13 protein-coding genes are annotated in these 13,758 nt (G+C 33.3%); 12 read left to right on the forward strand and 1 reads right to left on the reverse strand.

All coding sequences use genetic code 11. The features are described 5' to 3' along the window. Positions 1-157: 157 nt before the first annotated feature. From BLR42_RS20130 to BLR42_RS20185, 12 genes are all read left to right on the forward strand, one after another. Positions 158-1,300, forward strand: a complete 1,143-nt coding sequence (locus BLR42_RS20130) for a glycosyltransferase (RefSeq protein ID WP_091873041.1) — start codon at positions 158-160, stop codon at positions 1,298-1,300. Positions 1,301-1,322: 22 nt separating this feature from the next. Beyond that, positions 1,323-2,399 (forward strand): glycosyltransferase family 4 protein, encoded by a 1,077-nt coding sequence (locus tag BLR42_RS20135; RefSeq protein WP_091873045.1) that lies wholly within the window; start codon positions 1,323-1,325, stop codon positions 2,397-2,399. Positions 2,400-2,434: 35 nt separating this feature from the next. After that, a complete protein-coding gene (locus tag BLR42_RS20140) occupies positions 2,435-3,415 on the forward strand; it encodes a hypothetical protein (RefSeq protein WP_091873047.1) in 981 nt (326 codons plus the stop codon). A gap of 46 nt (positions 3,416-3,461) precedes the next feature. Next, positions 3,462-4,484: a glycosyltransferase family 2 protein gene (locus BLR42_RS20145; protein ID WP_091873050.1), complete on the forward strand. Its 1,023-nt coding sequence runs from the start codon at positions 3,462-3,464 to the stop codon at positions 4,482-4,484. After that, positions 4,477-5,361: a glycosyltransferase family 2 protein gene (locus BLR42_RS20150; RefSeq protein WP_091873052.1), complete on the forward strand. Its 885-nt coding sequence runs from the start codon at positions 4,477-4,479 to the stop codon at positions 5,359-5,361. Before BLR42_RS20145 ends, BLR42_RS20150 begins: the two co-directional genes overlap by 8 nt. Further along, the gene (locus BLR42_RS20155; RefSeq protein WP_091873055.1) at positions 5,330-6,169 is read left to right on the forward strand and encodes an ABC transporter permease; all 840 of its coding nucleotides are present in this window, start codon (positions 5,330-5,332) and stop codon (positions 6,167-6,169) included. Before BLR42_RS20150 ends, BLR42_RS20155 begins: the two co-directional genes overlap by 32 nt. 2 nt (positions 6,170-6,171) lie before the next feature. Beyond that, a complete protein-coding gene (locus BLR42_RS20160) occupies positions 6,172-7,437 on the forward strand; it encodes an ABC transporter ATP-binding protein (RefSeq protein ID WP_091873057.1) in 1,266 nt (421 codons plus the stop codon). Beyond that, complete coding sequence (locus tag BLR42_RS20165) at positions 7,437-8,573, forward strand: polysaccharide pyruvyl transferase family protein (protein WP_170832901.1); 1,137 nt, start codon at positions 7,437-7,439, stop codon at positions 8,571-8,573. The genes BLR42_RS20160 and BLR42_RS20165 overlap by 1 nt, the downstream gene beginning before the upstream one ends. Further along, on the forward strand, positions 8,557-9,465 hold the full coding sequence (locus BLR42_RS20170) for a beta-1,6-N-acetylglucosaminyltransferase (protein ID WP_091873062.1): 909 nt from the start codon (positions 8,557-8,559) through the stop codon (positions 9,463-9,465). Before BLR42_RS20165 ends, BLR42_RS20170 begins: the two co-directional genes overlap by 17 nt. Further along, positions 9,452-10,591 carry a glycosyltransferase family 61 protein gene (locus tag BLR42_RS20175; RefSeq protein WP_091873064.1) on the forward strand — a complete coding sequence of 380 codons (1,140 nt, stop codon included), beginning with the start codon at positions 9,452-9,454 and terminating at the stop codon, positions 10,589-10,591. The genes BLR42_RS20170 and BLR42_RS20175 overlap by 14 nt, the downstream gene beginning before the upstream one ends. Before the next feature lie 21 nt (positions 10,592-10,612). Beyond that, positions 10,613-12,292, forward strand: coding sequence for a glucosyltransferase domain-containing protein (locus BLR42_RS20180; protein WP_091873067.1), 1,680 nt, complete (start codon positions 10,613-10,615; stop codon positions 12,290-12,292). 101 nt (positions 12,293-12,393) lie between these two features. Beyond that, entirely contained in the window at positions 12,394-13,518 is a 1,125-nt protein-coding gene (locus BLR42_RS20185) for a UDP-N-acetylglucosamine 2-epimerase (protein ID WP_091873070.1), read from the forward strand. Positions 13,519-13,546: 28 nt separating this feature from the next. Here BLR42_RS20185 and BLR42_RS20190 read toward each other — a convergent pair. After that, a partial coding sequence (locus BLR42_RS20190; RefSeq protein WP_139165223.1) for a transposase occupies positions 13,547-13,758 on the reverse strand: 212 nt, incomplete at its 5' end.

The raw sequence follows: 13,758 nt of genomic DNA on the forward strand, positions 1-13,758 counted from the left end.
AACAGCACGTTCAGATAGACAATATATAGGAGAACGAGAAATTAATCCGCAGTAAACCTTCAGTAGGTGAGAGGATTAATTCGACGCATTACACTCATAATGAAAAATGAAATTTGGGGAGAGCGCGTGTGCATAAATGGAGTAGTTAAGTATAAAAATGAAGATAAAGAAGAATGTCGCGAATATAGTGCATAGAATACTCAAAAAACTGGGTATAGGGGCTATTCGGAGAAATGTCAATAAAACACAATATGATAAAAATTTGCTATTTAGCTACATTAAAGGTCCTTTTGAGGGGAAAACTAATAGTTTTCATCAAAATGCTATTCAAGCTTTAGAAATTGCAAGAATTATAGGCGGATTAGGATATAATGTGGATGTTATAGATTTTAACTCTGCAAAGGTGCATTTTGATAAAATGTATGATGCATTGTTTGAAATACAAATAAAAGAGCATCCAATTTATGAAAGAAATATTAAAGGTGATGCCAAACGAATTGTTTATATGACAGGAAGTAATCCGACTTTTTCGAATGAGGCAGAAAAAAGAAGGCTTAAGGAATTAGAGCAGAGACGCGGCGTGAAATTACAACCAAGGCGGCAGGTTCCTAGATACCCTAAGGAGCTTGAAAAGTATGATGAATTAGTGATTATAGGTAATGATTATAATTTATCAACATATGAAGATGAATTTATATTACCACCATGTTTTTCTGTTCATAATACGGGGTATGATTTTATTTATGAATTTGATCCAAAGCGCAAAAGAAAGGATTGTTTCTTGTATTTTGGAAGTTCAGGATGTGTGCATAAAGGATTAGATCTACTATTAGATATTTTTTCTGAGAAAGATTTTCCTGCGGAATTGTTTGTGTGTGGAAGCTATGAAAAAGAAGAAGATTTTTATAAAGAATATAAAAATGAATTGACTAAGTTCAAGAATATTCACCCTATAGGTTTTGTTGATATTAAGTCAGATGTATTTGAAGAGATATCTAACATTTGTTGCTTTACAATATTGCCTTCGTGTTCAGAAGCTAGAGCAGGAGCAGTAGTGGCGTGTATGTCGAAGGGGCTAATTCCCATTTGCAGTAAGGAATGTGGATATGACGCGGATGAAGCGATTGTGCTTGAGAATTGTGAGATTAGTACTATAAGGGGGAAAATATTAGAAGTATCTAACTGGAATATAGAAGATATAACGGTTGAAAGTAGAAAAACTTATGAATTAGTTCGGGAAAGATTTAATATTACAAAGTTTTCTGAGGAGATGGAATACGCGCTTAGGCAAGTTTTATGATATTTTCAACAGGAGTATATTTATGAAGGTTTTGTATGACTATCAGGTTTTACTTTTTCAAAGATATGGTGGTATATCTCGATATTATTATGAGATTTATAATAGAATAAGAAGTATGGGAGAGGATACATCGATTCATTGCTTGTTTAATAAAAATGCATATTTTGAATCCGAGTTGAACTGTCACTATAAGGAAGAATATTCAAAGATACCTTTTAAAAGCCTAATTAATAAGCTATATACGATAAATGATGTTTGGCGTCAAAAATATGATATTATTCATCCCACATATTATGATCCATATATCATAGGGAAACATAAGGGAAAACTAGTAGTAACAGTTCATGATATGATTCATGAAAAATATTATGGAGTTGATGTTGATGCTAGAACAATAAAGAATAAGAAAAAAATGATTTACGCAGCGGATCAAATTATTGTGGTTTCTGAGAATACAAAGCAAGATCTGTTGTCGTATTATCCAGATATTAAGGAAGAAAATATAGCGGTAGTATATCATGGCAGTAGTTTTAAGCCACATAAATTTAATAAGGCTAATGAGGACTTTCCTTCAAAATACATATTATTTGTAGGAAACAGGGGAGAATATAAGAATTATAATAGGTTTTTTAAAGCAATAGAACCTATTCTAGCAGATATGGATGATTTGTATTTGGTTTCAATAGGAGGAGGTTTATTTAATGATGAAGAAAGGATTATGCATAAAAGCGTTAAAGAAAAGGTTATCCATATGGATGCTGATGATATGACTCTTAGTTATGCATATTCCAACGCACTGTGTTTTGTTTTCCCATCATTATATGAAGGGTTTGGAATACCTGTTTTGGAAGCATTTTCTTGTGGATGTCCGGTAGTGTTGAGTAATACTAGTTCATTGCCAGAAGTGGGTGGAAACGCTGTGGTTTATATCGATCCTTACAATATTGAGAATATTGAGCATGAGGTACGAAATCTGATCGGTGATGAGGAAAAGATGATGAAAATGGTTGAAAAAGGCAAGAAGCAATTAAAAAAGTTTAATTGGGATTTGGCAGCAGAGCAAACGTTGGAGTGCTATAGGAGAGTTTTAGGTAATTAGTAAAGAAAATATTCAATGATTGAAAGGTAAGATATATGGCGTTAAATAATAATACAGAATTAGCTCCGATAGCTTTTTTTGTGTATAGTAGAGCTGATCATACTAAAAAAGCTATAGATGCATTATTAAATAATAAGCAAGCAAAATACTCAGATCTATTCATTTTTTCAGATGGTGCTAAAGATGAGGATAGTAAGAAAAAAGTGGCTGAAGTGAGAAGATATATTCAGAGCTTATCAGGATTCAAAAGTATTATATGCGAATTCAGAGAAAAAAATTATGGAATGAAGAGGAATATTATTGATGGTGTTACAACTGTTGTTAATCGATATGGAAGAGTCATAGTTGTAGAAGATGATGTTATTGTGGCTCCGGATTTTTTAGAGTTTATGAATTTAGCACTATCCAAATATGAAAACTATAGTAGACTAATGGCAATTTCAGGATATACTCCAGCTGTGCCCAAGGATAAGCTGCCCGATTATTTTTTTATTCCGTGGTTTAATTGTTGGGGATGGGCTACATGGGCAAATAGGTGGAAGTTTTTTAATGAAGATGTAGATGATATTATAAGTAATACATCTAAAAGAATGATCAGGCGTATAAATTATAATGGCGCATATAAGACAATGTGGGATCATGTATTGGCAAATAAGGATGGAAGATTGAAGTCATGGGCCATTTTTTACTTTGTTGCAATATGTAAGAATGATGGATTGGTTCTTTACAGCCGTGATGGGTATACTACAAATATTGGAGCTGATGGTAGTGGTGAGAGTGGCGCTGCAAATAGTAATATGATAGAAGTTAAACTATCTGACGAAGAAAAAGGTAAGGATTTGCCAGAAATTGTGGATGTTTCAGATGATGTGACAAAAGTATTTGAAAGGTATTACCGATATAATTTTTCATGGATAGCGATGCAGAAGCATAGAATAGAGTATTTAAAGAAATATGGCATAATAAGAACAATAAAGAGAATTTTTGAAGTATTAGAAGAAAAAAAGAGTCAGTAAAAGGAATACAGCTGTATAGCTGCCATTTGAGGGAGTTTTTTATTGCATGGATGATATACTTGTTTCAATTGTTGTTCCAATTTATAACGTTGAAGATTATCTTGCCGAATGTTTGAATAGTTTGGAACGTCAGACAATGAGAAGCATTGAAGTGATATTGGTAAATGATGGATCGACAGATAATTCAAGAATAATCTCATTGGAGTATGAAAAAAGGAATAGCAATTTTATACTTGCTGACAGAACAAATGGTGGACTCTCCGCTGCGCGAAATATGGGATTAGATTTGGCGCGTGGAGAGTATGTGTTTTTTTTAGATGGGGATGATTTTATTGCTGATGACGCTATAGAGAAACTGTATAATAAGTCAAAAAAATATAATCTTGATCAGTTAAGATTTTCGGCATATACATTTGAGAATGGCACAACAGATTATAAGTGGACTGATGATGATATAGGAGGGATATATAGGTATCGTGGCGATTACCCGGATATTTACGATGGGCAAGAGTTTTATAAAAAGATGATTAGTAATAACGATTATTATCCAAGTTGCTGTCTGATTTTTACCAGGCGAAGTGTTATAGAGATGAATAAGCTACGCTTCTATGAAGGGATAATACACGAAGATAACTTGTTTAATTTTATGCTGACAACTATTTGTGATAGAGTTGCTATCCTTAATGAACCTTTATATTATAGGAGGTATCGATCTGGTTCAATAACGCAAAAAATTGATTGGATTAGTAAAAATAAAGCAATGTGTATTAGCGCTGAAGAAACGAGCGCATATATTGAAGCACACACGGAAATGGATATTGAGATAGGAAAATGGCAAATTAGCTATTTCCTAAATTGCATGTTTGCGAACTGGAGCCAAATGACAAGAGAGGATCAAGATGCACTTGAAACTAGAAACTATTTTAATAGAGTTAAGCCATTATGGAAGAAATATTATTATGGGGATAATAAGGCTTTACACCTGTTTTATATGAATTATTCGTTATTTAAGTATTATAATAGTATAAAACTTCTATTTAAAAAGCGATGTGGTAAAGATAATGAATAATAGAAAAGTATCGATAGTTTTGCCAGTATACAATGGAGAAAAACATGTTGCTAATTCCATAGAAAGTATTATGGCTCAGACATATCAAAATTGGGAACTCATAGTTGTAAATGATTGTTCGACCGACAGTACTCTTGAAATTTGCAATGGATTAGCCAATAAAGACGGTAGAATAAAAGTTATCTCAAACCCTGTTAATCTGAAATTGCCAAACACTCTTAATGCAGGATTTGATGCTGCTTCAGGAGATTACTATACATGGACTTCAGACGATAACATGTATAGACCTAACGCTATAGAAGTGCTTGTGAATACTCTTCAGAGTGATTCAGATTTAGTGATGGTTTATTCGGATTATACTAGCATTGATGGAGATGGAAATATTATAGCAGAAGGAAAACTTCCAGACTCTCAATATATAGTTATGGGAAATGTATGTGGCGCATGTTTTCTTTATACGGCAGAGGTTGCAAAGAAGGTGGGGAGGTATGATGCAAACCTTTTTCTTGCAGAAGACTATGATTATTGGATGCGCATATATAGATACGGAAAGGTCAAACACATAACAGATAACTTATATTTATATAGAAGACATGCGTGCTCGCTTTCTGAAACCAAGAAGGCATCTATTCAAGAGCAGACTTACAAGGCAATAGAAAAGAATTTTTTGCCATTATATGTTGATGCAAAAAAACATAATCTTGAATATGCTTTTTTTGATAATGTTATTAGGAGAGGACAGGCTCATGAAGCAGAAACAAAAGATATGCTTTATGCTATTAATAAAGGGTATATGCTCTATCTAAGAAAATGTGCAATTAAAAAGACTATAAAAGGAATTATAAATGGAACAGTTTACAACACACATAAAAGCTAAAACAGGTTGGTTTGATATAGATATCAAAGAGTTGCTTAAATACAAGGATCTTATTTATTTATTCTTCAAGCGCAACTATGCAACAAGATACAAACAAACAATTCTAGGGCCGATGTGGTTAATACTTAACCCACTTATAACGGTTACTTTATATGCATTTATTTTTGGTAATTTGGCAGGATTATCTACAGAAGGGATTCCGCAGTTTGTTTTTTATCTTTGCAGTAATGCGCTTTGGACTTTTTTTTCTTCGAGTCTTACTCAGACATCAAATACTTTTACAGCTAATGCAGCAATTATGGGGAAAGTGTATTTTCCAAGACTTGTAATGCCAATCTCGTCTGTAATTACAGGAATGCTTGATTTGGTTATACAGCTTGGTATGTTGTTGGTGGTTATGGTTGGTTATGCCATAACAGGGTATCACTTCAATTTGGGACCAACAGTTTTGCTTGCCCCTGTAATTATCATTCAGGCAGGTGTTCTTGGTCTTGGCTGTGGAATTATTATTGCGGCACTTACAACAAAGTACAGAGATCTTGTGGTTTTAGTAGGATTTGGCGTGCAGCTTTGGATGTATGTGACACCAGTTGTTTATACAGTAGGACTTATACCTGAGAAATATATGCCGCTTTACATGATGAACGCTATGACTCCAATTATGGAGTGTTGGCGATGTTCAATGATTGGCTCGGGAAAATTCCTGTGGGGATATTGGGGCATAAGCTGGATTATCACATTGGTAGTATTACTCATTGGGATAATTCTCTTTAGTAAGATAGAAAAAACATTTATGGATACGGTGTAAGAATGTCAGAAACAGCAATTAAAATAGAAAACTTAAAAAAACAATATAGACTCGGCGCTATTGGAGGACAGACACTTAATGCGGAGCTCCAATCGTGGTGGGCTCGTATGCGTGGCAAGGAAGATCCAAATCTTAAGATAGGTCAGGATTATTCCAATTATGGTGAGAGGTTCTATGCGCTTAATGGAATTAACTTGGAGATAAAAAAGGGGGAAGCACTTGGTATTATTGGGGGGAATGGTGCAGGAAAGTCTACTCTTTTAAAAATACTTTCTCGTGTAACAGCCCCTACCGAGGGTGATGTGTGGATAAACGGAAGAATTGCATCAATGCTTGAGGTTGGAACCGGATTTCATGGAGAACTAACCGGTAGAGAAAATATATATATGAATGGTGCAATACTTGGAATGAGTAGGAAAGAGGTTGATAAAAAGATAGAATCTATCATTGATTTCTCAGAATGCCGACAGTTTATTGATACACCTGTTAAGCGCTACTCTTCTGGAATGTATGTAAAGCTTGCATTCGCGGTAGCTTCTCATCTAGATGCAGAAATTATGGTTATGGATGAGGTTCTTGCTGTAGGTGATATGAAGTTTCAGAAGAAATGTTTAGGCAAGATGGGGGCTGAAGCGGCAGATGGGAAAACTGTACTTTATGTGAGTCATAATATGTCAACGATTAGAGAATTGTGTAATCGATGTGTTGTATTAAGTAAAGGAAATATTATATTTGATGGCGATGTTGAAAATGCTATAGATGTTTATATGGATGAAGATAAAGCTGACTTAAAGGTAGAATATAGTTTTGATAATAAAAAACGGTCAGATCCGATAAGAGGAACTAAAGTATTCATTCATGCGTTAAGAATTATTGGGAAGGACAGTGCAACCTTTTTATCATCAGAAAAAATGAAATTTCAAATAGATGTGGAAGGAAAAGAGCGAGTAGACAATTTAAGAATTAGATTAGAGATACGAACTCCCGACGGGGCCAATGTTGGTATGTCGGAGTCAGGAATTATGTTTAATATAGATAAAAATGAAAGAAAGAAAATGAATTATTCATTTGACCTTTGTAATTTGGCTGAAGGTGTTTATACCCTGAGGCTTACTATTTTCTTATTAAATGAAATGGGTGGTCATGATGGTTTAGATGAAGTGACAGAGCCAATTTATTTTGAAATAGTAGAGAATGGGATCGATTGTACAAAATGGATGCCTCAATATTGGGGAAGGATTAAGTTGCCACCAGTGGAGAAATGTTAATGAATAAAAGTCTAAAAATAGGGATAATGACACTTTCATCATCGGATAATTGTGGGTCGTGTTTGCAGGCATATGCGTTATTGCAAGTTCTAGAAAAATATGGTAAAGCTGAAATAATAAATTTTGTTTCGAAGAAATCTCATATCTATTATGATTTACCACAGATGGGGATAAAAAAAAGGATAGAGTGCTTTTTTGACCATACAAAGCATGATAAATATAAGAAAGCACGTCTATGCAAGAAAAAATATGAAGAGTTTAGATCAAATCATTTAAGGATGGATATTACAAAGGAGATTGATTCTGAATTACTGCATAGTATTAACGAGAAATATGATGTTTTTGTCGTTGGGAGCGATCAAGTTTGGAATGTTCTTATGGGAGATTTTGATGAGGCATTTTTTTTAGGATGGACGGACAAAAAAAAGATAGCTTATGCACCAAGCTTAGGTGGAGTAGATATCAGGAGTGGATTACATCCCGATAAATATATAGAGCAAATTAGGCGGTTTAATTATATATCAGTTCGAGAGAATACTGGGAAAAAGTGTTTAGATGAAATATGTAAAGAGCCTGTAGAAAAAGTATTAGACCCAACATTGTTATTAGAGATTAAGGATTGGAGAAAATTAGTTGGTGAGCCTTTAGTTGAAGGTGAATACATATTTTATTATTCATGGGCATATCGAAATGAAAATTTGATGGAAATAGTTAGAGGTGAGGGTAAGAGAATAGGGTGTCCAGTAATAGTTATTGATTCAAGGAAATGGATAAATCGAGATGAGGGGAAATATGATTTTATTTTGAGCAATAACGAAGGACCAATTAGTTTTTTGAATCTGATGTATTATGCACATAGAGTATTTGTTGAATCATTCCATGGAGTGATTTTTTCATATATTTTTGGTAAAAATTTCTGGCTGTTGGATTCGCATGATACTTTTGATGATGTTGATAGTAGATTAAAAGAAATAGTATTGTTGCTAAATGTCAAAGATAGAGTATTATTTGAGAATGATTATTCTGTTGCTAAAATTGAGGAACCTATAAAATATGAATCAAATAGCAAGTTATATAATTTGAAAAACGAATCATTTAGGTATCTAAGAAAGGCCTTTTATGGTGGAGAAGAATAATCGACATGCATATCTAATAATGGCACATCATAAAATCAATATTTTGGAAGAACTGTTAATTGATTTGGATGATCCAAGGAATGACATTTTTTTACATATAGATAAAAAAGCAAAAGATATAAATATTAACAGACTATATAAATTCATAAAGAGAGCAAATTTAATTCTTGTTCCAAGAAAAAATGTTCATTGGGGAGGATACACACAAATTCAATGCATATTGAACCTTATGGAAAGAGCGTCAACATATGGATATCATAGCTATTATCACTTCATGGTGGGCGTAGAATATCCATTGAAAAGTCAAGATGAGATTTATGATTTTTTTGATAGCCATAGAGGAAAAGAATTTATCGGTTTTGATAAATATGACACACATTATTTAGATAGAATTCGGTATTATCATGTGTTTAATGAATGTGGAAGACCATGGGATATAGTTAGTAAGAAAAAGAATGAAATCAGATATAGGTTAGTATGTTTACAACAGAAAAGAAATGTGAATCTTTTAAAACATACTAATGTTGAGTTCAAAAAAGGAAACGCATGTTGGAGCCTTACTCATAATTTTGTTAAGTATGCATTGTCACAGAAGAAATTTATAAAAAAATATTTTAGACATTCATATTGTGGGGACGAGATTTTTATTCATACAATATTATTTAATTCAATTTTCAGGAAGAACATTTATGATTTGGATGATGAATATCATTCATGTATGCGAATGACAACGTGGACAGATCCACATAATCAATATCATCTGTATGATTTGAAAGAGCTGATGAATAGTGAAAGATTATTTGCAAGGAAATTTGATGGAGAAGATGGTCTGCAAACGATTCTTCTTATAAAGGCTGAAAGGGATAATAAGCAAAAATATGGCAATGTATAATTTTAAGTATATGAATGCAAACAAATATACTGAAGAATTTATAAAAGATGCTAATAAAAGCCATTTTGAAGCGAAACATTTAGACTGCTTCTCATACAACAATGCGGTGATACTTCCGTGGAGAATTGGAAAAGAATGGGGGTATGGAGGAGTTCTTGACTCGGATCTTAGTTTTATAAAAATATCGGAGAATAAAGGTGGGGAAAACAAATCTACTCGCTTTGGCGGCAGTTACGAGTTTGATTCAGATAGTATTGAGTATGTGAACGATAAATGCATATATATTGGACCAATACGCAATCATTGGGGACATATATTGGTAGATTGCTGTAGTAGAGTTTGGGCGTGTAATAAAAAAGAGTTTGAATCCTACAAAGTGGCGTATTTAATTGATAATGGAACTATAGAAGAAAAGTATATATGTTTTTTTGAATTGCTAGGAATAAAAAGAGAAAGATTATGTGCAGTAAAGAATCCACAAGGTTTTTCTGAAGTGGTTATACCGGAGCAATCGTATATTCCAGGGACATCATGGACAAAAGAATATAAGTTAACGATGGAGTCAGTGCTGGCAAATTTAGAAAAACTATGCATTGCAAAACACACCGATTTGGATAAAATATATATTTCTCGAACACATTGGAAAGTCAGAGATATATATGGTGAGTATGGGGAAAAAGTATTACAGAAATTATTCGAAATAAATGGATATTATACAATATATCCAGAAGAATTAGAGATTCCAGAGCTTCTGCATATTATTTCACATGCAAAAAGTATTGTGACGTCTATGGGAACGAATGCTCATGCAGTAGCATTGTTTGCTCAAAATGCTGATGATGTGATTATTTTAAACAAAAGGTTTTTGCATGTTAAGCATCAAGTGGTTTTGAATGAGTTATTTGATAAAGAAATTATTTATATAGATACATATTTTAGTTATACATTAGGGATATATTTGATGGGGATAACGAAAAATGTTTTGAGATATTGTCAAGACAAGCACTTAAAAAGGCTTAATCCTGTATTTGTTGGTCTGAGTTTTGTTTCTTCGTTAGTGGGGTACCATGTGAAGGTGCATTGGTATCCACAAATAAAAAATGGAAAAGGCATGATAAAAAAATAATAAGGAAGGTATTGTATTAGAATGCAAATTTTATTTCGTGTTGTAGCGTTGTTCTGTACTGCACTAATTTTGCTAGTTATATTCAATGCACGGATAATTAGTTCTTTTATTCTTGGTTTTGGAAATAGAATTCAAAAGGTAATATCAATAAAAAAGTATTCTTTCATCCTGTTAGTAACATTGATTTTTATGCTTGTGGCATATGCTTTTGCATATGCCAATGGGATGTTTTTGTATGATGCATCGTTTTTGACACATGATTTTAATATTTCATTCAGTTCAGATAAATGGTTTAATTCAATTGTTTATTTATTAGATATGGGGGTTTATGCACCTTGGTTAGCAGGGCTATACGCGATATTTTTTTTGAGCGTTAGTATATATTTTATTACAGATGTTTTAAATATAAATAAGAATTCATCTCTAGTACTAGTTACAGGATTATGTGCCACAAATAGTGCGATTATGGCGCAGCAACAGTTTACTGGTGGCGTTTATACAGGGGAAGTAGCGCTTTTTTTTGCGTCTATGGGAGCATGGATAGAAACAAAGAGTACAAGTAATAAATATATAAAACATATATTGTCGGTATTGTTTATAATGTTTTCGGCTGGGGTTTATGCATCATATACGAGTGTGGCTTCTACACTAATGATATTGGTGCTTGTAATGGAGGCGTATGAAAATATAGATTCTGTAAAGATTTTTAGAGACGCTGTCGCTTACGGTATGGTTTTTGTTACAGCAGTTTTATTACATTTTTCTATTATTCGGGTTGGGATGAATTTTACAAATTCGAATCTTCAGGATTATATGGGGGAAAGTAGCTTACAAAAAAATGATGTTATTATAAAAATGGCATTATCGATTCCTAAAGCATATGTTTCTATGATTAAGTACTATATTTGTGGAGATGCAAATGGCTTTATTCCGAAATATATGGCAATCATTTTATCTGTAATGTTTTGGTGCGGAATTATTATTACAATAAGGGCTTTCTGGAATATTAGGGAACAAATATCTATATATAACTTTGCTTTGCTCTTTCTATTTATTATGATTATGCCACTTTCGCTTAATTTTATAGATATATGCAGTCAAGGAAGAACACATTTTCTTATGACATTTACATATGTTTTGCCTTTTGTATTTTTTGTAAAAGTCGTTGAAGTTGTTGTAATGACTAATAAGTCTGCGAAAAGTACCGGGTATTGTTTTGCGCTAGTGACATGTTTTTTTATAATTCAAAGCATTATATTGTGCAACGCTGCACTGTCTAGATACTATTTTATGTACGTTGAAGCACAATCAGTAGGGACACGTATATTAGACAGAATTGAAAATGTAGAGGGGTTTGAAGGAAACGAGAGAATTATTATTGTCGGTGGATTAAAATTGGATGATTATTATGGTCCAGTAGGTATTGCTGAAGCTGAAGTATTAAATGCTAAAATTGGTCCAGCAAATCCACAATCTAAAACAGCATTGGATGCTGCTTCATGGATTATGAGATTTCTATCAAATGTTTTAGGATCTGATTCAGAATATACAAAATACATTAATATGGATGGATGTATTGAAAGCGAGGATTTTTCACAGGAAGAAATAGAACAGATTAAAAGAATGAATGATTATCCACGAAATAATAGCGTCATAAAAATAGAGGATACAATTGTTGTAAAATTTAAAGATGAAATATAGTACTTGGGATGCGCTATCATAGCAGATAATATGATTCCGTATTCAAATGATATAACAATATTATCATTATATTATGAGTAGATGGGGGAAGATAATTAAAATTGATTGATGGTGAAAGAATTCTCTTTTTTGTGGGGACAGAAGCAGAGCTGATAAAACTATTTCCAATCATGTTGGAACTGAATAACCGGGGTATTAGATATAGAATAATAGCCAGCGGACAAAATAATATTAAGAGCAGTTTGATTTTTTCTAAAACAGATTGCGAAGCAATTAATCTGGAGCTTAGTCTTGAAAGCAATATAAAGAAAAGTGCAGTTGGATTATTGCAGTGGTGGATAGATACATATTCAGGGGCATGTGCAAAGATACAACACCAATTTAATAATATTGATTTCAAGAATTCATACATGATAGTTCATGGAGATACTGTATCTACTTATATGGGCGCGCGTATAGGAAGGAAGCTTGGCATGACAGTATGTCATGTTGAAGCAGGACTGCGTTCACATAATCTATTGTCACCTTTTCCTGAAGAAATTGATAGGTTGCTTACAAGTCGGATAGCTAGGGTACATTTTGCACCCGGAACGGAAGCTTGCAATAATCTTAGTAAAGTGAAAGGTGAGATTGTAAATACGAAACAAAATACTTTGTTGGATAGTCTCAATTATTCACGTACTATTCCGGTTGATAATGAGACAATTAAGGGGCTGATCGGGGAAAAGTATTTTGTATTTGTTATGCACAGACAGGAAAATTTAGCGAATCCAGATTTTGTTAGGAAAGTCATAAAAGAGATTGAAGAAGCGGCAAAAAAGCATAAATGTGTATTACTTCTACATAAAATAACAGAGAATACATTGAAAAAATTAGGCATAATGGAATCTCTTAAAAAAAATGAAAATATTATCTTGATTCCACGAGTGCAGTATTTTGACTTTATGAAATTATTAGAGAATTCTGAGTTTGTTATTACGGATGGTGGCAGTAATCAGGAAGAACTATATTATATGCAGAAACCTTGTCTTATTCTCAGGAAGGTTACAGAACGAAGAGAAGGAATAGGAATTAATGCCAGATTGTTTAATGGTGACCCAGCTGATATAGGACATTTTATTTCTGAACTAGGTATTTTTAAATCAGTAAGTGTTAGCCAAGAGGAAAGCCCTACTAAAATAATAGTGGATTTTTTAGGCTCTTCTGGCATGAGTGTGGTTAGTTAAATACGCTGAAGTCCTCATGCCATGCGGCTTAAGCGTACTTTACACGGTTGCGATTTGGTAACGGTATTTTCAGGTCAGAACAGTATAGCAAAACCATATCGATCATACTGTCTACGTCCCTGAATCCATACGCCTTCCGGATAAGCAATTTTATCTTGTTGTTGGTTGCCTCAATGCGGGCATTGGTCACACCAAGCTCGATAGTGTTAAGGATATGATCCTTGTGGCGCATGATCTTTC

Origin of the sequence: Butyrivibrio sp. INlla16 (genome assembly GCF_900104155.1) — a bacterium.
GTDB lineage: Bacteria > Bacillota > Clostridia > Lachnospirales > Lachnospiraceae > Butyrivibrio.

Excerpts from the sequence above, each read along its gene's own strand:
- BLR42_RS20130 (WP_091873041.1), top strand. The coding sequence starts at position 158 with ATGAAGATAAAGAAGAATGTCGCGAATATAGTGCATAGAATACTCAAA.
- BLR42_RS20135 (WP_091873045.1), top strand. The coding sequence starts at position 1,323 with ATGAAGGTTTTGTATGACTATCAGGTTTTACTTTTTCAAAGATATGGT.
- BLR42_RS20140 (WP_091873047.1), top strand. The coding sequence starts at position 2,435 with ATGGCGTTAAATAATAATACAGAATTAGCTCCGATAGCTTTTTTTGTG.
- BLR42_RS20145 (WP_091873050.1), top strand. The coding sequence starts at position 3,462 with ATGGATGATATACTTGTTTCAATTGTTGTTCCAATTTATAACGTTGAA.
- BLR42_RS20150 (WP_091873052.1), top strand. The coding sequence starts at position 4,477 with ATGAATAATAGAAAAGTATCGATAGTTTTGCCAGTATACAATGGAGAA.
- BLR42_RS20155 (WP_091873055.1), top strand. The coding sequence starts at position 5,330 with ATGGAACAGTTTACAACACACATAAAAGCTAAAACAGGTTGGTTTGAT.
- BLR42_RS20160 (WP_091873057.1), top strand. The coding sequence starts at position 6,172 with ATGTCAGAAACAGCAATTAAAATAGAAAACTTAAAAAAACAATATAGA.
- BLR42_RS20165 (WP_170832901.1), top strand. The coding sequence starts at position 7,437 with ATGAATAAAAGTCTAAAAATAGGGATAATGACACTTTCATCATCGGAT.
- BLR42_RS20170 (WP_091873062.1), top strand. The coding sequence starts at position 8,557 with ATGGTGGAGAAGAATAATCGACATGCATATCTAATAATGGCACATCAT.
- BLR42_RS20175 (WP_091873064.1), top strand. The coding sequence starts at position 9,452 with ATGGCAATGTATAATTTTAAGTATATGAATGCAAACAAATATACTGAA.
- BLR42_RS20180 (WP_091873067.1), top strand. The coding sequence starts at position 10,613 with ATGCAAATTTTATTTCGTGTTGTAGCGTTGTTCTGTACTGCACTAATT.